Source organism: Kribbella sp. NBC_01510 (genome assembly GCF_045040325.1).
Lineage (GTDB): Bacteria > Actinomycetota > Actinomycetes > Propionibacteriales > Kribbellaceae > Kribbella.
The window spans coordinates 5,231,463-5,251,470 of record NZ_CP109418.1 but is presented as its reverse complement, the minus strand read 5'-3'; the positions used below and the strand labels follow the sequence as shown (position 1 = coordinate 5,251,470).

General features: G+C 69.0%; 16 protein-coding genes. 9 read left to right on the top strand and 7 right to left on the bottom strand.

The annotated features are described in order from the left end of the window. The first annotated feature begins 511 nt into the window (after positions 1-511). Positions 512-1,336, top strand: a complete 825-nt coding sequence (locus OG558_RS26465; protein ID WP_405065430.1) for a DUF3097 domain-containing protein — start codon at positions 512-514, stop codon at positions 1,334-1,336. Here OG558_RS26465 and OG558_RS26460 read toward each other — a convergent pair. Beyond that, on the bottom strand, positions 1,311-3,890 hold the full coding sequence (locus OG558_RS26460; RefSeq protein ID WP_405065429.1) for a DUF3376 domain-containing protein: 2,580 nt from the start codon (positions 3,888-3,890) through the stop codon (positions 1,311-1,313). The genes OG558_RS26465 and OG558_RS26460 overlap by 26 nt on opposite strands. A 126-nt stretch (positions 3,891-4,016) precedes the next feature. Between OG558_RS26460 and OG558_RS26455 the strand changes: the two genes are divergently transcribed. The 6 genes from OG558_RS26455 (at position 4,017) to OG558_RS26430 (ending at position 9,446) form a co-directional block, all read left to right on the top strand. Further along, positions 4,017-4,607, top strand: a complete 591-nt coding sequence (locus OG558_RS26455; protein WP_405065428.1) for a hypothetical protein — start codon at positions 4,017-4,019, stop codon at positions 4,605-4,607. A gap of 11 nt (positions 4,608-4,618) precedes the next feature. Beyond that, entirely contained in the window at positions 4,619-5,416 is a 798-nt protein-coding gene (locus tag OG558_RS26450; protein WP_405065427.1) for a hypothetical protein, read from the top strand. Between the two features lie 3 nt (positions 5,417-5,419). Beyond that, positions 5,420-6,256 carry a hypothetical protein gene (locus OG558_RS26445; RefSeq protein WP_405065426.1) on the top strand — a complete coding sequence of 279 codons (837 nt, stop codon included), beginning with the start codon at positions 5,420-5,422 and terminating at the stop codon, positions 6,254-6,256. Between the two features lie 77 nt (positions 6,257-6,333). Further along, positions 6,334-6,648: a hypothetical protein gene (locus tag OG558_RS26440; RefSeq protein ID WP_405065425.1), complete on the top strand. Its 315-nt coding sequence runs from the start codon at positions 6,334-6,336 to the stop codon at positions 6,646-6,648. Continuing rightward, positions 6,645-8,639, top strand: coding sequence for a TOMM precursor leader peptide-binding protein (locus OG558_RS26435; protein ID WP_405065424.1), 1,995 nt, complete (start codon positions 6,645-6,647; stop codon positions 8,637-8,639). The genes OG558_RS26440 and OG558_RS26435 overlap by 4 nt, the downstream gene beginning before the upstream one ends. 9 nt (positions 8,640-8,648) lie before the next feature. Then, the gene (locus tag OG558_RS26430) at positions 8,649-9,446 is read left to right on the top strand and encodes a SagB/ThcOx family dehydrogenase (protein ID WP_405065423.1); all 798 of its coding nucleotides are present in this window, start codon (positions 8,649-8,651) and stop codon (positions 9,444-9,446) included. A 5-nt stretch (positions 9,447-9,451) separates the two neighbouring features. On the opposite strand, the gene OG558_RS26425 is transcribed toward OG558_RS26430, so the two are convergent. The 6 genes from OG558_RS26425 to OG558_RS26400 form a co-directional block, all read right to left on the bottom strand. Continuing rightward, a complete protein-coding gene (locus tag OG558_RS26425) occupies positions 9,452-12,427 on the bottom strand; it encodes an AAA family ATPase (protein WP_405065422.1) in 2,976 nt (991 codons plus the stop codon). Between the two features lie 19 nt (positions 12,428-12,446). Next, on the bottom strand, positions 12,447-12,803 hold the full coding sequence (locus OG558_RS26420) for a hypothetical protein (RefSeq protein WP_405065421.1): 357 nt from the start codon (positions 12,801-12,803) through the stop codon (positions 12,447-12,449). A 40-nt stretch (positions 12,804-12,843) separates the two neighbouring features. Beyond that, positions 12,844-13,272 carry a hypothetical protein gene (locus tag OG558_RS26415; protein ID WP_405065420.1) on the bottom strand — a complete coding sequence of 143 codons (429 nt, stop codon included), beginning with the start codon at positions 13,270-13,272 and terminating at the stop codon, positions 12,844-12,846. A 130-nt stretch (positions 13,273-13,402) separates the two neighbouring features. Then, the gene (locus OG558_RS26410) at positions 13,403-14,410 is read right to left on the bottom strand and encodes a LacI family DNA-binding transcriptional regulator (protein ID WP_329475295.1); all 1,008 of its coding nucleotides are present in this window, start codon (positions 14,408-14,410) and stop codon (positions 13,403-13,405) included. A 69-nt stretch (positions 14,411-14,479) separates the two neighbouring features. Then, a complete protein-coding gene (locus OG558_RS26405) occupies positions 14,480-15,802 on the bottom strand; it encodes an extracellular solute-binding protein (protein ID WP_405065419.1) in 1,323 nt (440 codons plus the stop codon). A gap of 188 nt (positions 15,803-15,990) precedes the next feature. Next, complete coding sequence (locus OG558_RS26400; RefSeq protein WP_329475293.1) at positions 15,991-16,848, bottom strand: substrate-binding domain-containing protein; 858 nt, start codon at positions 16,846-16,848, stop codon at positions 15,991-15,993. 72 nt (positions 16,849-16,920) lie between these two features. Between OG558_RS26400 and OG558_RS26395 the strand changes: the two genes are divergently transcribed. Further along, a complete protein-coding gene (locus tag OG558_RS26395; protein WP_405065418.1) occupies positions 16,921-18,135 on the top strand; it encodes an ROK family protein in 1,215 nt (404 codons plus the stop codon). A gap of 210 nt (positions 18,136-18,345) precedes the next feature. Continuing rightward, positions 18,346-19,998, top strand: coding sequence for an ABC transporter substrate-binding protein (locus OG558_RS26390; RefSeq protein WP_405065417.1), 1,653 nt, complete (start codon positions 18,346-18,348; stop codon positions 19,996-19,998). The last annotated feature ends 10 nt before the right edge of the window (positions 19,999-20,008 follow it).

Here is a 20,008-nt window from a genome sequence, read left to right as displayed (position 1 = left end):
TGTGCTTGGTGAGTGGCCCAGATCCGCCCCCGCGGATCCGAACCGGCCCCCTTGCCGTGGTCACGTCCGCTCCATCCAACGTCCCGCGCCCGCGCCGTCCTCGGCCGGCGCGGATCGGGGCTGCAGACGACGGCCAGGGTCGACTTTGTGCACCAGATCCGTACGCCGAGGCGGGCGCGGTACGGATCTGGTGCACAAAGTGAGCGATCCCGACGACGCGTGGGAGCCGGGCTGCTGTGAAGCCGGGCGGTGGTGGTGTCGGCTGGCGGGGTGGTGTCCGCTGGGATGGGGTTGGGCCAGCCGCTAACCAACTGCCGGGGCCTCGGACTAGACGTGGTGGGCCGGGACAGGTTATTCCCTGTCTCAGCCCCCAAGCCGGGATCCCATCCCCCGACAGCTGGCCCGGCACCCAAGCCAACGCGCACCGCACCACCGGACCTCGATCGATCCAGTGCAGGTGGCGTGGGTGTGGTTGAGCTGGAAGGCAGGCCTCGGCGCATACGGTTGTGCGGTGGCTGATCGGTATGGGAACGACGTACTCAGTGGGGATTGGCGCAAGCCCAGGAACGGGCGGACCGTCGAGGTGGAGATCGAGAAGGGGATGGTCGTCGAGGAGCCGAGTTCGGGGTTCGTCGGTGCGATCGTGCGCTGGGAGCACGGGGTCGTCGATCTCGAGGACCGGTTCGGCAAGATCAAGACCTACCCGCTCGGTCCGGGGTTCTGGCTGGACGGCAAGCCGGTCAGCCTGAAGGCGCCGAAGAAGGCCGGGCCGGCGAAGAAGACCCGGACGGCGTCCGGCTCGGTAGCCGTGGACAACGTCCGGGCCAAGGTGGCCCGGGCCAGTCGCATCTACGTCGAGGGCCGGCACGACGCCGAACTGGTCGAGCGGGTCTGGGGCGACGACCTGCGGATCGAGGGCGTCGTGGTCGAGTACCTCGAGGGCGTCGACGACCTGCCCGGGATCGTGAACCGGTTCCAGCCCGGTCCCGGCCGCCGGCTCGGCGTTCTGGTGGACCACCTGGTCGAGGGCTCGAAGGAGTCGAGGATCGCGGCCCAGGTCACCGACCGCCACGTGCTCGTGGTCGGGCACCCGTTCATCGACATCTGGGAAGCGGTCAAGCCGTCGTCGGTCGGGATCAAGGCCTGGCCGAAGATCCCGCACGGGCAGGACTGGAAGAAAGGCGTGCTGCAGGCGTTCGGCTGGCCGGCCACCGACCAGGCCGACGTGGCCGCGGCCTGGAAGCACATCCTGTCCAAGGTGAACAGCTTCGCCGATCTCGACCCGGCGCTGCTCGGCCGGGTCGAGGAACTCATCGATTTCGTGACGCTGGACTGATCTCCGGCATCCGGTCCTCGATCCAGGCCTGGATCCGCCGCCGCGCCCGCCGGACGTACCAGGTGACCACGCCGAGTGCCGCGGCGACCGCGAGTACCGCACCGGCCAGCACCGCGAGGATGATCCGTACGGCGGCCATGTCGACGATCCCGGCGACGACGAGGAGCACCACGCCTGCCCCAAAAGTTGCCAACGGCAACCACGGCTCGAACAGCAGCGGCCGCTGCGCCGGGGTCACCTTCACGCCCCGCACCATCCGCTCCCAGGCCGTTTGCCGGGCCGGCTCGGTGAACCACCGGGCGCAGCGCAGCAGCCATGACCCGGGCTGATGCTTGCGGCCGGCCGCTGCCTTGACCCAGCCGCCGACCTGCGGCCCGAGGCCGCCAGAGACCTCGACCATCCGGTCGGCCAGCCCCTTGGTGGTCGCCCGGCCCTCGGCCGAACCGTTCAGTTCGTCCCGCATCGTCACCAGCGCACCCAGGCCGGCGTCGGCCGGGAAGTCTTCGGCCAGCCGCTGGATGCATTCGGTGACGGTCTGGATCTTCCAGTCCTCGGCCTCCAGCACCTGCCGCTGGGTCTCGCGGATCCAGTCCGCGTCGGCGCCGAGCATCGCACCGAGATGGGCGACACAGTGCAACCGGCCCATCAGCCAGTCCCACCGCCGCCAGTCCGCCGCACCGAACGCGCCGAAGTGCCCGACCTGCGTCCCGTACAGGATGCGGTCCTTGAGGTCGTTGGCGATCGAGCCTTCCGGCTGGTCGTCCAGCAGGGTCAGCGGGATGTCCGGCCCCAGCCGCAGGAACTGGAACGGCGCGCTGCGTTGCTGCGGCGTCCGCGCCGACGTACACCGCGACACGATCTCGACCTCGAGCGCGGTGTCGATGAGCTCCCAGCCGATGGCAGCGATCAGGTCGAGGAACGTGTCACCCAGCGCACGCTGGATCTGCAACTCCTCGAAGATGTCGTTCAGCCCGATCGCGACCGCCTCGGCACCACCGACCGGACGCAGATCGAGATCGGCCTTGGCCAGCCGCTCGTTCAGCGCGTCCCGCACCGCCTGCACCTGGAGCAGGCAGTCACTGGCCGCCTTCAACCGCCGCTCGAGTTCCTGGCGCTCGGTTTGCGGCGCGTCGCTGACCCGGCTCCGCAGCGAGCGCAGGATCAGGCGTACGACGCGCTCCGCCGCACCGGTCCCCCACAACCAGCTCGGGTTGCCGTCAGCATCGTCCTGCAAGGCGGCCGTCGAACCGTCCGGCCCGGGCACCCACGGATGCTTCGTCGCCAGGATCTCGTCGATCTCCGGCTCCGACAGCGCGGTCGCCGCGTCCAGCACGGTGGACTGGTCGTGGTTCGCGATCGTCACGGCCTCCCACACCCCGCCGGCCGCCCGGCCCCGCGAGTACACCGGCTGCAGTGCCGCGGCCGCCGCCTTCAGCCGGGTCCGCTCCTCTGGTTGCTTCATGCAACGATCAAAGAGCCGCTGGGTGTCGGACCAGGACGCGTCCGCCTCCAGCAGCAGCCGCTCGAGCTGCTCGACGTCGGACCGGAAGTCCACCTCGCGCGGGAACTGCACGGCCGACAGCGCCGCCACCCGCCAGCTCGGCTCCTTCGCCTCGGGCAACGCCGTCGCCGCACTCCCGATCCCCGAGGACGGTACGACGTACAGCACGTACCGGGTCGCCCGTCCGGCCACCGGCCGCCGCGCGACCACGTCGAGCACCGGACCGAACGGCGCGTTGTCGAGGACGCCGCCGTCCACGAGCCAGGCGCCGGCCTCGCCGGTGGTCGGCTGCGTCCGCGGTGGGCTCGCGGCCAGCCTGGGTGTCTCCAGCACCGGCCCGAACGCGGCCGGGAACGACGCGGACGCGCGGGCCGCCCGGGCGAGCAGATTGGTGTCCTTCAGTCCGTTCTTGTCCGCGACGGAGTACGTCCGCGTCTTGCCGTCGTACGTCGCCGCGTTCTCACTGGTGAAGGCATACAGATACCGGTGATCCGGTACGACGAAGGCCTGCCCCGCAGCGTCCCTGGCCTCGAACTGCTGCACACCCAGCCCGGACGCCGTCACGAACAGCGTGACGGGCTCCTCCGCCGCGGACTCACCCGCGTCGGCGACCCCCTTGATCAGGGTGTCCAGCTCCTGCAGGAAGTACTTGCCGTCGAGCACCGAGGTCGACTTCTGATCCGAAGGCACCAGCTTGCCGACCTCGAGCGAACCGAGCGCGACCCACTTCTGCCGCAGCCACGGCCCGTCCTCGCCGTCGGGGTCCAGTGTCGAGCCGTTCGAGATCGCGGTCGCCAGCAACGACCCGTTCAGACCACCGGCACTCGTCCCCGCGATCACGTCGACCACGACCCGCCGGTCCTCCTCACCCTGCCGGCACAGATCACGCCATCGCTTGGCGAGTTGCTCGTCGTACGGCTGCGACTTCGGTGCCGTGCCGTCGCCGGACGCGCGCCGGATCAGATCCAGCTCGTGCGTCACTCCGCCCATCCAGACGGCCAGGCTGACCCCGCCGTTCAACACCAGCGCGATCCGGATCTCGTGGTCGGTCATGCAGGCCCCCCTTTCACTCAGAGATACCACGGCCATTACCTGGATTGACAGTTGTCGCAGCGGAGAGTGAACAAAAGGTTGTCGACGTCTGCACGCAGGGTCATTCTGTTGCTGGGGGTGGTCGACATGCGCGAACTCACCGTGGGGATCGCGATGGTCGCCGTACTGCTGGCAGGGTGTTCGGACACGAATGACGGCGGTACGCCGACACCCGGGGTGCTCACGACCCCGGACGACACCGGCGAGCCGGCGCCCGAACCGACCAACCCGGAGAGCAGCCAGGCACCGCAACAGCAGCCGGCGATCGAGCTCGCGTCCGCACCGATCGGCGGCAACGTCGACGTCGACGGCAGCAAGCAGTGCGCCGAGGTCAACTGGCTCGGGCGCAACCCGATCCCGGACGGGACCACGATCAAGCTCGGCACGCCCGGCCTCGATCCCGGCGGTGTCTTCGACTGGGATCAGTCGTCTTGTGCCGGCGATCTGCGGCCGTGCACGGCCGTCGAGTGGCAGTCGAGCAGCTTCCAGCCCTGCTACGTCGGCGTCCGCCAGATCGCGAACGGCTCCAAGGACGTCAGTCTGATCATCCCGGTCGCGGCGACCTGCGCGACCCAGGACGACTGTGACAGCCTGGCCAACGGCAGCGGCGGCACTCAGATCACCTTCTCCCCGGACATCCTCGACTCCCCCACGACCGAAACCTCCGCCGGCGGCTGACGATGACCGTCATGATCTGGAGGTTGCTGGCGATCGCGGCGCTGGCCGTATCGGCGGTGAGTTGCACCCATAGGCCGAGCAGCGGAGATACCCCGAACGGCGGGGGTTTGCCGAGCAGCGCAGGTACACCGAGCAGCGCAAGTACACCCGACAGCGCAGGTACACCGAACAGCGAAGGTACGCCGAGCAGCGGGGCTACGCCGACGCAGGAGCAGACCGTCCCGGTCTCCCCCGGCGAACCGACGCCCGAGCCGAACGTCACGGAGTCCACCGGTGCACCGGCGCCCGAGCCGACCGATCCGGAAAGCACGCAGACCAAGCAGCAGAAGCCGTCGATCAAGATCGCCAACGCGCCGATCGGAGGGGACAACCCCTCCGTCGACGGCGTCGACCACTGCGCGATCGTCAACTGGCTCGGCAAGAAGCCCATCCCGGACGGTACGACGATCACTGTCAAAGAGATCCACCTCGAGTCCGAGGGGGTCTTCACACTGCGCCAATCGGCCTGCGGCGACCGTCGGCCGTGTTCGGGCATCAAGTGGCAGTCGGCCGATCCAGTGCCCTGCTACGTCGGTGCCCGCCAGATCGTGAGCAGCAGCGACGAGGTACGCCTCGTCATCAAGGCGAGCGCGGTCTGCGCCACCAAGGCGGACTGCCAGAGTCTCACCGCGGGTTTCGGCGAAAGTCAGATCTTCTTCTTCCCCGAGGAGCTCGAGACGACCCCGAGCGAGACAGCCTCGAACGAGACCTCGCCGAAGGTGACGCCGTCGGCCGAGACCACGCCGGACGAGACGCCGTCGGGTGGCTGACGGATGGCTGACGAGCGGTCGCAGGCTGAGCGGTGGGTGAGTTTCGCCGCGGGCATCGTGGCGCCGGTGACGCTGATCAGCGCGCTGCTGTTCTACTTCGGCTACGTGTCGTCACGATCGCAGTACGAGTACTTCGGCATCGACGTCGACACGATCGGGCTGAGTACGCAGGACTACGTGATGCGCAGTCCGCAGCCGCTCCTCGTCCCGCTGCTCGGCATCACCCTGCTCGCCGTCGGCGGTCTGCTGCTGCACAAGGCGATCCATCCGACGGCTGTCGCCGTACGGCGATCCGCCCGGGCGGCTGCCGCCGTACTGGTGGTCGGAGTGGTCGGCCTGCTCGCCTTTCCGCTGATCGGGCACCTTCCGTACTACGCCCTCGTCGTGCCGGCCGTGATCGGGCTGGCCGCGGCCGCGCTCGCGTACCTGACGTACCTGCGTGGCAAGGTCGATCCGGAGTTCGGCACACAGCGAGTGCTGATCGCGTTGCTCGCGGTCGTGACCGTGACCTGCGCGTTCTGGGCGACCGCGACGACAGCGCAGTACTCGGGCCGCGGGCTGGCGAAGTCCGACGCGCGGCATCTCAATGGCTTCCCCGTGGTCATCCTGGATACGAAGGAGAGGCTCGCGCTGCGATCACCCGGGGTGGAGGAGACCGCGCTCCGGGCGGGTGCGGGGCAGACGTTCCACTACCGCTATCGCGGTCTCCGGCTGCTGGTGGTCGGCGAGAACCGGATGTTCCTGGTCCCGCAGCACTGGACCGCATCCAACACGACCGTCGTCGTACCCCTGGACGACTCGGTCCGCGTGCAGTTCCAGTTCCAGAACGACCCGCCCTAAGCCTCGGACGAACCCTGGCGGCCAGGCATCACCGGGTCGATACTCGATGCAGGGTGGGACGACAAGAGGGGGAAGCGATGTCGGCTTCAGAGGATCTCGACGCGTTGAAGGCCCAGATCACCGAGCTGAAGGACGCGCTGGATGGCGTCAGCCCGGAAGAGTGGCAGGCCTACATCAAGGTCCGCAACATCCTGGGGACCACGACGGGTGGTCTCCAGCTCGAGAACGAGTTTGCGGACGCGACGGCTTTTGCAGCGGGAGGAACTGTCTCCCACTTCAGCTTCGTCCACAAGTGCGCGATGTCGGGTCTGTTCGAGCCTGGGCCCGGATCGGGCACCAGCGGTGCCTACGACCCCGCCACCGTTCAGCGGTTCGCCGATCTCGGCGGATGACCTCGGTCCCGGACCGGCTGTCCCTGGTGTCGTCAGACCGCGAGCGCAGAGTGCTCGCCGATCGGCCGGCGGCGCTCCGTGTCGTGCTGATCGGGCGGCCGGATCTCGCTGACGCGGTGAGCGCGGCGTTGACGAGCTCGGGTGTCGATCCTGGCGGCGTGGTACGGCTTCCTTATCCGCGCAAGCGCGATGAACTGCCGGAGGTGATGACGGGTGCGGATCTGGTCGTCGCGGCCGGTGATGGCACGCTTCCGGTCCTCCATCCGTGGGTCAACACGACCGGTCTGATGCTGGACGTACCAACGTTGCACGCCGAGCTCCAAGGCACCCAGGCAACCATCGGTCCACTGGTGCTGCCCGGCGAGGGCCCCTGCTTCCTTTGCTGGCGGATGCGCGCGCTGGCCTGTGCGGATGATTTCACCGCGGCGATGGCGAACGAGGAAGCACTCGACGCCCTCCGGATCCCGGATGCCGCGCCGATGCATGTGCTGCCTGCATTGCTGCCGATGGTCACCAGCAGGCTCGTGGCGGAGGTGTTCGCGCAGACACTGGCAATCGCCCCGCCACGGCTGGCAGGCGGCGTCCTGACACTCGACGCATCCGGCGCCGAGGAGCTGCACCCGGTACTGCCACGCCCCGACTGTCCGGCGTGCTCAACAAAAGTTCGCCGGCCACGGCCCGCTGAGGGTCAGGCCGACCTGATCGTCCAGCGCGCGGTCGACCCGCTGTGCGGCGTGGTCCGCAGGGTCGAGCTGATGCCGAAGGCACCGACCGAGCCAGAGCGGCCGTTCATCGTCCGCGCCGAGCTTGCCAACTCCCTCTTCCGCACCGGTGTCAACGCCTTCGTCTCGTGCTCCGGCAAGGGGTGGAGTCGTCAGGAGGCTCGAGACAGCGCGGTCGGCGAAGCCCTGGAGCGGTATGCCGCAATGACCTGGCAACCGGAGCGCAGGATCAGTTCGATGTACGACGGATTGGACCGGCCCGCGCTGCATCCGCGGGACCTGGTGCTGTTCGCCGACCATCAGTACGACGTCGTGCCGTACCAGCGGTGGCGGCCGGAGACCGAGCTGGAATGGGTGCCGGCCCATTCGCTGGTGACCGGCGAGGAGGTTTGGATTCCGTTGCTCGCAACGCATCTGGGCTACCTGCCGTCGACCGGGGCCGCGCTCTTCCCGGCCACGTCCACCGGCTTCGCGGCGTGGCCCGACCTGGCCGGCGCGACGCTGCGGGCGTTGCTCGAGGTGGTCGAGCGGGACGCGTTCGCGATCGCGTGGTCGCATCGGCTGGCCGGACGGTGTGTGGCGGCCGGCGACGTTCCGGACGAGCAGACCAGGGCGATCGCAGCGTTGTACGCACGTCGCGGTGTCGAGGTCGTGGTGCATCTGTTGCCCTGCGACACGGTGGCGACGGTCGCGCTCGCGATCATGTGGTCCGACCGGCTACCCGCCGCGGCGATCGGCGTCAGTGCGGCACTGGATCCGGTCGCCGCCGCGCGGTCCGCGGTGCTCGAGGCCGGCCAGGTGCGGCCGATCCTTGGCAGCAGCCTCCGCGACCCCGCGGTTCGGGCCCGGGCGGCGGAACTGGCTGAGATGCCGTCCAAGGCGACGACCCTCGACGACCACGATCTGCTGTACGCCGACCCGCGCGCGGCCGCGACCGGGATGCGGTTCCTCCGCGACGCGCCGCGGCAACCCTGGCCGGACGCCACGCCGGTCCTTGCCCAAGGCAATGACGGCCTCACGGACCTGACCCGGTCGCTGGCCGCGGTGGCGCCGGACGTGCTCGCCGTGGACCTCACGCCGCCGGATGTGGCCACTCTCGGGATCTACGTGGTGCGCGGGCTGGTCCCGGGATTCGTCCCCATCTGGTTCGGTGCGGACCGGGCCCGGCTCGGCGGACGCCGGCTGCTGGAGATGCCGAGCCGACTAGGTTTGCGCCCTGGGCCGGCGCGTTTGGACGAGCTGAACCTCGACCCCCACCCACTGGCGTGAGGCCGGCAGATGACGACAGAACCCACCACTTTCCGCACCGATCAGCCGCTGGCCTGGATGTACCACCGTGGATCCACCCGCTCGGCGTTCGACACGGCGGACGCGCCGGTGCGGCGTCCCGGGCCGGGGCGGGAGGACCCCAGGGCACCCTGGTTCCCGTTGCCACCCGGCGTACCGGTCGGCGCGTCACTGGCCGACCTGGTGCGGGAACGGGTGTCCTGCCGCGCATTCCGCGACCAGCCGATCAGCCTGGCCGAACTGGCCACACTGCTGCGTGCCGCGTACGGCATCACCGGAGTGACTGACGGCGGCCCGCTGCAGATCGCCGATCGCCCGGTGCCGTCCGCCGGTGGGCTCTATCCACTCGAGGTGAGTGTGTTGGTGCGTTCGGTGGCCGGCCTCCCCGCCGGGATCTACCACTACGTGCCATTCGCCGACGGCCTTGAGCAAGTCCGCGAACAAGCAGTGCCTCCACCGCGGGTCAGCTCACTGTTCCTGGGACAGCCTTGGGCCGCCGAAGCCGCCGTCGTCCTACTGCTGTCCGCCGTCTGCGAACGCAGCCTGAGCAGGTACGGCGACCGCGGCTACCGCTACCTACTCCTGGAGGCAGGGCACGTCGCGCAGAACATGGTGCTCGCGGCAACCGGGCTACGCCTCGGCGCCGTCAATCTCGGCGGCTTCCTGGACGACGAACTGTCCGCGCTGTTGCGCGTCGACACCGACGAAGAGATCGTGCTGTACGGCACGGCCGTCGGCCGCCCGGTACGCGGTAGCCGGCTCACGCAGCGCGCCATCGACCGGCTGTAGGCCGGTCAGTCCTTGCTGTTCGCCGGCTGACCGAGTCTGACGGCGAGAGCGGCAACCTCGCGCCGGGACGACGTACTGGTCTTGTGCAGCAGGTTCGACACGTGCACGCTGACCGTCTTCTCACTGATGAACAGCGCCGTGGCGATCTCGGCGTACGTCCGGCCCGCCACCAGGTGGGAGAGCACCTCCTGCTCGCGCCGGGTCAAGGAGTCGAAGGGAGCCGGCGGCTGCAAGGGCGAGGGATCGGCCGGCTCCTCGAGCCGGATCCGGCCGAGGGCGGCGAGTGTCTCGACCTGCTGCCGGAGCGGGGCCGCACCGGCTTCCACAGCGAAGCGGTACGCCGATCGCAGCGGTACGGCGACAACAGCCCGAGTGGCTCCCTCGTCGAGCAAGGCCTGCGCGCACCGCCAGGAGGCGACGGCCTCGTCCCACCGCAGTCCGGCGTCGTCACACCGGCGTACCGCTTCCGTCCAGACGACCGACGTGGGCTTGTCGGCCATGCACCGTGCTGTCTCGGCGGTGAACAACGCATGCATCGCCGGCTGGACAAGGTCGTCGGGACCACTGACCTCGAAGGGTGCCGGCTGCATGGTGCTCCGCACGGCCAGGAGGTCGTCGAAAGCCGCTCGGGTTCTCGCGAGGGCTGCGCTGTCGTTGCGGTCCCGCGCCGCCTCCATCAGGTCGGCGGCTGCCCGGGCACCCCACACGAGCATCTCGTCCGCGTCCCGGGTATCGGCGAAATGGGCGACCATCGTGCGCGACAGCAGGTCGAGCGCCTGCTCTGCCTCGTCCGTGGCGAGCAGGTACTCGGCCAGGATCGTCTGTGCCGCCAACCCGGCCCTGCTCTCGAGGCCCATCAACTCCTTGGCCCGTTGCAGGTGCAGCCCCGCGACCTCCAGCTCGCCCCGCCGTACCGACAGCCAGGCTGCTCCCAGCCGGACCGTCGCGCCGGCGATCGGCAGTGCGGCCAGCGAAAGCCCTTCGCGGAGGACGACGCTGCTCTCGTGCAGGCGCCCCAGCATCAAGAGGTGATGGGACAGCAATCCAGCCGCGAAGACCGCCACCGAGTGCGCGCCGACATCGAGCGCGACGGAGAGGAACTCTCGGAGGATCTCGACGCATTCCAGCACGCGACCTCGCCGGATCAGATAGTTGTTCCTGATCACGACAACCCGCCAGGTCAGTTCCGGGTCACCGGTCAGCTTCGCGAAACGGAGGCCCTCCGCGGTATCGGCATCGGAGCGTTCGCCGTGGACATCCCCGTTACCACGGACCGCATAGGCCAGGGCCAGTGCCGCAGTGGACCCGGATCGACGGGCTGCCAGGACCGCGTCTTCCGCGTACGTCCCGGACAGTCCCAGCTCGTTCATCCACCATTGACACCAGCTGAGATACGCGAGTGCGTCGGCGTACTCGTGGCTGTCCGGAAACGCCCGGCTCAGTTCGACCGCATGCTCTGCCTCCGCGACCGGCCTGCCCTTGGTTCGGCCGGTGGCCCAAGCCGAGTCCGCCCAGCGCCTCAGCACGCGGCAGGCGCGGAGCGGGTCGGTTCGCTCGTCGACGAGTTCGAGCGTGCGACTCCACGCCGCGAAGCTCGCCTCGCCGTCTCCGAGCAGATCGTTGGCCCGGGCAACGCGCTCCAACAGGTCTGCCTCACTTCCCCGGCCGGCATCGTGGTGGATCATCGGCCACAGGCGCGCCGCACGGCGTAGATGGACCGCCTCTTCATGCGGCGACCGGATCCCCTTCGCAAGATCGGCTGCTCGCAGGGACGCGTCGAAGCAGGCCTCCAGGTCACGTGCGCGCTCATAGTGCAGCGCCAGGTCACCCTGCCGTTGCAACTCGTCCAGTCCGCTGGCCGGCCGGGCTTCCAGCGTTGCGGCCCAGGCCGCGTGCACGGGCTCGGCCTCACCCGGAACGAAGGTGGTGTAGAGAAGCTCGGCGAGCAGCGGATGCCGGAACCAGCACAGGTCACGACCTTGCGCCACGCTGATGCCGGCGTTCGTCGCCTCGGCCAGCGCACTGGTCAAGGCCTCGCGGTCGATCCCCCGCGCCGCGGCGACCTCACGCAGGTCATCGATCGACGTCGGTCGACCGGCGACCGCCATCAACCGCATCACCTCGCGGCCCGGGAGCGAGAGCCGATGCCAGGCGGCGAGCAGGGCTCCGGTCAGCTCTGCCGCGAGATCGGTGGGCAGTCCTTCGGCGGTGCTCGTCAGCCCCTGCACGAGCAGCTCGGTGAGGTACGGATTGCCGTCGGACCGTCGTACGACCTGGTCCACCAACCGGCGGTGTGGCACACCGCCCAGCAAGAGCGCCAGCTGTTGCTCGGTCTCGTCCCAGCTCAGCCGGTCCAACCGCACGTCGGTGACCGATGGCAGCCGACGGAGGTCGGCCAGCCACGTGTGCATCGGGTCACCAGACACCATTTCCTCGTCCCGGTAGGTGGTCAGAACCGCCAGTCGCTGACTGCGGAAGCCGGCAACCAGGTAGGCGAGCGCGTCGCGTGACGCCAGATCGGCCCATTGCACGTCGTCCACCACCAGCACTGTCGGACCATGTGAAGCGATCGCCTGGATCAGGGCGTCCACCACGGACAACAGCCGGACCGCGCTGTCGGACGTGTGACCGCCCAGTGAGGGCAACAACTCGCCCGCGGCTGGGACCGCATCGAGTACCTCGGACCGCTCACGGGGCTCGGCCGACTCGGCCCAGCCCTCCAATGCGCCGATCAGCGGCACGTACGGCGCATCCACCGCGCCGAACCGCACACATCGGCCCCACAGGACCGCGACACCGTTCGCCGCGGCCTCGTCACACACTGCTCTGGCCAGGCGGGTCTTGCCCACGCCGGCCTCGCCGTGCACGAACACCGCACACGGCCGTCCTTCGACCGCTCCCTGGATCGCCGCCCCCAGAATCCGGCGTTCCTCGATCCGGCCGACCATTCCAGGCGAGCGCGCGACCGCAGTCCCTCCCACGGCTCCCAGTCTGACGTGGTCAGGCCGGACCGGCCACCTTCGGCGGCGTACCGGTGGACGCCTGCCAGTCGAACACCGCTCGCGCCGGCGTCATCGGATCGAACCTGATCGGGACCCGCTGACCCGCCTGCGGTACGGCTCCTGGGAGCGGGTACCGCACGTCGTTGTGGATCAGCGAGGTCCCGACCACATAGCGGACCAGCAGGAATGTGGAGGTGCTGGTCCGCAGGACCGAGACCACTTCGGCGTTCACCCGGCGCCAGGTCTCGGTGTCCGGATCCTGGCTCTGGCCAACCCCGCCGGACACGCTGGCCAGGACCAGAACGCCGCCCCCCAGAGCCACCCCGATCATCAGTAGCAGAACGATTCCCGACATCGGTCCGTCCTCCTCACCTCAGGGTTTGCGGCTTGCCGGACTACGTGGTCGGCGTCTGGCGACGCCGGTACATCCAGATGCAGCTCACTGCGACGGCTGCACCAGCGGCTGCGGACGCACCGGACTGCACGAACTGGAATCCGTTGCCGTCGGACGTGCTCTGCGCCGTCGCCTTGATGGGGGTCGCCTCGGTGCGGACGACCTCGTACTTCGGGTCGTAGTTCGGATAGGGGTACTCCGAGGTCGTGTTCTGCGATCCCGGGTAGCCCGACGCTTCGTCCGGCCAGCCCGGCGCGGCGGATGGGTTCCCCGCTAGCGGGAAGCCCGACCCTTCGTCCGGCCACTCGGACGCGGCCGACGGCCGTGGCTGCGGATCGTTCATGCTGGCCGACGCCTCGGTTGCGGTGAAGATGACCGCACCCATGGCGACTGCGGATACTGCGAAGGCTGAGTAGTACTTGCGGTTCATGACTTCTCCCAGGGGACTGTGCAGCGTGGATCGCTGCTACCCCTTCACGGTCCGTCCGCACCCCTGGCAGCCACATCCGAGGAAACCCCTCAGATCAGAGCCGCAAACCCTCAGATCCGGCGCGCAGCGCCTAAGCCGAGTCGCGGACGATGAGCTCGGTGCCGTAGATCTCCGGGCTGTGCAGGTCGGCGCCGCCGATCTTGGCCAGCAGGATCTCGGCCAGTCGCGCGCCGAGCTGCTCGACCGGCTGGCGGACCGTGGTCAGCTTCGGCGTCGTCGTGGTCGCCAGCACCGAGTCGTCGAACCCGACCACCGCGACGTCGTCCGGCACCTTCCGGCCGCGCTGCGACAGCACCCGGAGTGTCGCGGTCGCCATCAGATCGGACGCGACGAACACCCCGTCCAGGTCGGCGTGGTCGTCGAACAGCCGGAGCGCCGCCTGCTCACCACCGTCGGCGGTGAAGTCGCCGTACGCGATCGCCGTCGGCAGACCGGCTTCCTTCATCACGTCCTGGTACCCGGTCAGCCGATCCAGCCCCGCGGTCATGTCGAGCGGACCGGTGACGGTCCCGATCTTCCGCCGGCCGATCGACAGCAGGTACTCGACGCCGGTCCGGGCGCCGGCGACATTGTCGACGTCCACACTCGCCACCGGTACGTCGACGCCGAGCGGACGGGCGCTGAACACGATCGGCAGTGGCAACTGCGCGAGCTCCTGCAGCACGTTGTCGCGCCCGTGGTGGCTGATGATGATCGCGCCGTCGACATGCCCGCCGCGCAGGTAGCGCAGCAGGCGCTGGTCGTCGCCCTCGGCCGGCTCGATCAGCAGCACCAGCTGGGACGAGGTCGGCGCCAGCGTCCGGCTCACCCCGGCCAGCATGCCCGCGAAGAACGGGTCGGAGAACACCCGGCTGTCCGGCTCCGGCACCACGATCGCGATCGAGTCGGTCCGGCGCGTCACCAGCGCACGGGCGGCCCGGTTCGGCACGTAGCCGAGCTGGCCGATCGCCCGCTGGACCACGGCGACCGTGTCCGGCAGCACCTTGGGCGATCCGTTCACGACCCGCGACACGGTCGCCCGGGACACCCCGGCGAGCGCCGCGACCTGCTCCAACGTCGGAGAACCAGACTCGTTCATCGGTCCTCCCGGGGTTGGTGAGCTTGCGTTCACACCGTAGTACTTACCCGGTCGAATCCGCCCGAACGTTTAGCTGCCTTTGCGCGTGTTGGCGGCCTTGTCGGCGAGATCGAGGGCCTGCTTCCAGGCGGCGTCGGGGGCTTGTTTGCCATCGTCCACGCGAGCCAGGGCGGCGCTGAAGACCTGGTTGATCTCGCCGTCGCGCGGACCCTTGTGCTGTTTGAGGATCACGTTCCGGGCCCGGTTGATGAAGATCTGGCCGACGGGCGCGTTGTTGAAGTACGAGTTGACCTGCGACTTCACCTGCGGGTCGTCGTACGCGTCCAGCGTGGACGGGAACGAGCCGATCTTCTTGAACACCTTGACCTGCTGCTCCGGCGCGGTCAGCCAGGCGGCCAGCCGGGCCGCCTCGACCGGCTGCTGCGACTGCTTCGGGACGGTCAGGTACGACCCGCCCCAGTTGCCGCCACCGCCGGGGAACACGTCGGCGACGTCCCACTTGCCCTTGCCATAGGTGCCCGCGTTGTCCTGGATCACTCCGAGCAGCCAGCCCGGGCAGGCCATCGTCGCGAACTTGTCCGTGCGGAACGCCTGGTTCCAGGCGTCGCTCCAGGCCGGCAACCGCGCGGACAGTCCGTCCGCGCTGCCCTGGACCACCTGGTCCCAGGTCCGCTTCAGCAACGGGTTCTCCGCACCGAGGAAGCGATCCTGGTTGGAGTAGTAGGCCTGGATCAGCTGGTTGCGCATCGCCTCCCAGGTGAGCACCGCCGAGTCGTACCAGGCCGAGCCGGGTACCTTCTGCTTGAACTTCCGGCCGGTGGCGAAGTAGGACGGCCAGTCGGCGAACAGCTTGGCCACCTGGGCCCGGTCGGTCGGCAGCCCGGCCTTCGCGAACAGGTCGCGCCGGTAGCAGATCGCCTCCGGCCCGATGTCGGTGCCGTAGCCGATGATCTTGCCGTCCTGGGTGGTGGCGCCGGCCACCTTCCAGTCCAGCCAGCGGTCCTTCAGGTCGTCGGCGCCGTACTGACGCAGATCGACGAACTGGTCCGCCTTGGCCAGGTACTTGTAGATCCAGCTGACCTCCATCGCCTCGATGTCGGCCATCCCGGAGCCGGAGGCCAGGTTGGTCTCCAGGTTCTTGATGTGCGCGTCCACGGTCGGGGCGCGGCGCTCGACGATCTTGATGTTCGGGTGCTGGGCCTCGTACTCGCGGTAGAGGTCCTCGTAGCCGAACTCGTTGAAGGTGGCGATGGTGAGCTCGATCTTCGGCGCGTCCGTATCGTCGTTGCCGGAGGCATCGGGTTTGCCCGATCCCCCGCAGGCGGACGCGAACAGGACCGCGCTACAGGCAAGCAGCACTGCAAGGGGGCGATAGCGGGCACTGGGCCGCATGGTGAAAGCTCCCTGGAACTGGACGGAGTTGAGAGCGCTCTCGGATCGCGAAAGTGTGCTGAGCTTCGAGGGTATTCACTGGATATGTCAAGCCCCACTTCACCCAGTGACCGCTGAAGATCACCGCGTGACCGGCGGAGGAAATCGCCTCTGTCCGCACGTGTTCGCGTGGGTGCCTTCGTCCCCGTTCAGTCCCGGCTCACGGCGGCGGTCGACTGCGCCAGCCGGATCGTCGGTTTCGGCACCTGGTACGTCGTCACCCCGGCGCCGTCCATCACCGCGAGGATCGCCTCGCCGACGATCGTGCCGAGGCCGTGGACGTCGACGGTCACCACACTCAACGGAGGATGCGCGAGCCGGGCCACCGCGGTGTCGTCCCAGGCGATGACCGACAACTCGTCCGGGACCCTGGCGCCCAGTTCCTTCGCCACCGTGAGACCGCCGATCGCCATCAGGTCGTTGTCGTAGACAACGGCACTCGGGACCCGGCTGCCGGTCAGCAGTTGCCGGGTCGCCGCCCGGCCCGAGCCCTCGGAATAGTCCCCCTCGATCACCTGCCCGGACACCTCCCGCTCCGTGCAGGTGGCGATGAACGCCTCGTCCCGGGCCTGGCAGTGCACCATGTCGCGTGGGCCGCTCACCCGGGCGATGTCGCGGTGACCGAGGTCGGCCAGAGCGCGAACAGCCGCGCGGGCACCTTCGGCGTTGTCGACCAGCACGTTCGTGATCGGCGCCCGCAACTCGGGCCCACCGAGCAGCACCGCGGGCGTCCGCAGACGCTCGAGCTCGGCGAGTCGCGGGTCCCCGCTGCGGAGATCCACCATGACGATTCCGTCGACGTGGTCGTTGGCCACCCATCGACGCCAGATCGCGATCTCGCCGGCGATGGAGTGAGTGAACTCGATGAGCAGGCTGCAGCCGCGCCCGGCGAAGTACTCCTCGATCCCCTGGACGACGTCGGCCATGAACGGTTCCATCCCGAGGACCCGCCCAGGACGCGCCAGGACCAGCCCGGCGATGCGATCCCGGGACGTCATGTCCTGCATACACTGCCCTCCTAGGCAACGGATCCCACTATATTCACAGATCTAACTAACCGGGCAGAGGCGGATGTACCGATGCAGCAGGTCAGCGACTCCTCGCGGTCGCCGGGCTACGGTCCGGCGCCGACGAGCAGCCGCGCCGTCATCGTCGACCGTATCCGCTCCGCCGGCACGCTCAGCCGCGTCGAACTTACCCAGCTCACCGGCCTCACCGCACCGTCTGTCACCGCGGTCGTCCGCCGGCTGATCGACGACGGCCTCGTCACCGAGGCCGGTCGCGGCACGTCCACCTCTACCGGCGGCAAACCACGCACGTTGCTGCAGATCCAGGCGGCGGCGCGGTACGTCGTCGGCGTCCATCTGAGCGCGGACAGCCTGACCTACGTACTGGTCGACTACGCCGGCGGCGTGGTGGCCCGCTGGCGACGGGACGGGCCGGGCGACGAGAGCGACCCCGAGGAGGTGGTCGAGCGGGTGGCGATCGAGACCGGCGAGCTGATCGAGCGGGCCGGCGTCGATCGGGCGCTCGTCCTCGGCCTCGGCTTCGTCTGTCCCGGTCCGCTGATCCGCAACCGCGGGGTGACCTCGGCCCCGCCGTCGATGGCGCGCTGGGTCGGCTTCCCGGTCCGCCGCCGCCTCGAGGAGCGACTCGGCCTGCCGGCGCTGCTCGAGAACGACGCCACCGCGGCGGCCGCAGGCACTCGCCTCACCACCAGCCACGACGTCTCGGTGATGGCCGCGCTGTTCATGAGCGAGGGCATCGGATCCGGGTTGCGGCTCAACGGCAACGTCTATCAGGGCGCGCACGGCAACGCCGGCGAAGTCGGGCACATCTGCGTCCAGATCGGCGGTCCGCGCTGCTGGTGCGGAGGGACCGGCTGCCTGGAGGCACTCGCCGGACCGGCCGCGGTCGTCGCCAAGGCCCGCGCGGCCGGGCTCGACCTCGGCTCGCACCGGCACTCCGGTGTCGCGGCCTTCGCCGCCATCGCCCGCCTGGCGCTGAGCGGAGACTCCCGCGCCGAGGCCATCATCCGGGACTCGGCGGCGTGGATCGCGCTGGGCGCGCAGACGATCGCCAACATGTACGACGTACAGCTCCTGGTCCTCACCGGCCCCGCCTTCGCCGTCGCCGGAACGATCTACCTGCCGATCCTGCAGGAGCGGATCCTGAGCTCGGTCTTCGGGCGCAGCGTGGGCACGGAGGTGGTCCTCGACGAGCGCGGCCACGACGCGGCCGCGATCGGGGCCGCGCTGCTGATGCTCAAGTCCGAGCACGCCGTCTCGGCCTAGCCGCCGCCCACCCTGCACCCAGCGCGGTCGAATCGTTACCGTCGCGAACCCTTGCGCCAAGTTTATTAGGCCAACTAAGTTACCCCCCAGCTTCCCTGGCCGGGTGCCGGGTGACGCGTTCCAAGGACCGCGTTCGTGCGGATCCCTGCCCCGGAAAGGAATCGATCGATGCTCCGGAACCCGACGAACCGTACGAGGACGCGGCGCCTGGTGAGCGTCGCGGCCACCGCGACCGCCACCGCCCTCCTGCTCGGTGCCTGCTCCAGCACCGCCACCGGCAACCAGGCCGCCGCCAAGGACGCCTCCATCACTGTCGCGGCCGGCGATATCACCGCCAAGAACTTCAACCCGTTCAGCACCACCGCGCTGCAGCCGACGCTGGGCGTCATCTACGAGCCGCTCTACTGGTACAACTTCGCGAAGCAGTCGGACCCGACGCCGGTCCTCGCCACCGGCTACTCCTGGAACGCGGCCGGAACCGAGCTCACCATCAAGCTCCGTCTGGGCGTCAAATGGAACGACGGCCAGCCGTTCACCGCGAAGGATGTTGCCTTCACCTTCAACCTGGTCGCGACGACCCCTGCGCTCAATCCCTCGGGCCTCGCCGCCACAGCCAAGGCCACCGCGGACGACACCGCGGTCCTCACGTTCAAGTCGAAGTCCCTGATGCAGGAGCCCGCCGTACTCGCCAACCAGGCGATCGTGCCCGAGCACATCTGGAAGGACATCAAGGATCCGACCACGAACCTGAACGAGAATCCGGTCGGCACCGGCCCGTTCAAGCTGAAGTCGTTCACGCCGCAGAGCTATGTGCTGACGAAGAACGACCAGTACTGGGAGCAGGGCAAACCCATCATCAAGGAGGTGCGCTACCTCCCGGTCCAGTCGGCGGATGCCGCCAGCGCAGCTTTGGTCGCGGGCAAGGTCGACTGGGCGAGTGCCTACCTGCCCGGCATCGACAACATCATCAAGTCCAACAAGGACCTGACGTACGTCAACACTCCGGTCATGACGACGGTGCTCGTGACGTGTTCCAACTCCGGCCTCGGATGCACCGGACCGCAGACCGACCCGGCCGTTCGCAAGGCGATCTACCTGGCGATGAACCGCGAGCAGCTCGCCAAGCTGGCCGGCGGCGGAGTCGCGGGCGTCGGATCGCCGACGCTGTTGCTCCCGGGCCGCGACGACGACTGGATCGCGGACGCCGGCTCCGCCAAGCTTCCGCAGAGCGCCGGCGTCGACGAGGCGAACCAGGCCCTCGACGCGGCCGGCTGGACCAAGGGCAGTGACGGCGTACGGACCAAGGCCGGCAAGCGTCTGTCGCTGACCGTCCAGACCGTCACCGGCTGGAGCGACTACATCTCGATCAACGACACACTCAAGCAGCAGCTGGCCGCGGTCGGCATCGAACTGAAGCCCAGCCAGGTCTCGTGGAACGAGTGGAACGCCGCCCAGACGAACGGGAAGTTCCAGCTGTCGCTCGACTCCGTCGGCCTCGGTGCGTCCACCAACCCGTACTTCACCTACGACGGCAAGCTCGCGACCGCGAACACGATGCCGGTCGGCAAGAACGCCACGGCCGGCAACCAGGCGCGGTTCTCGAACCCGGTCGTCGACGCGGCGCTGAAGGTGGCGGCCGGTACGACGGACAAGGCCGTCCAGAAGGCGGAGTACGCCAAGATCCAGGCGGTCATCGCAGACCAGCTGCCCTACATCCCGATCTACGTGAACTCGATGCTGACCGAGTTCAACACTTCGCGCGCGACCGGCTGGCCGACCAAGGACGACACCTACGTGCTGCCCGCGGCCTGGAAGGCCTGGGACGCCGGGATCGTCCTCAAGACGATCAAACCCGCCAACTGAGCGCGGGCCG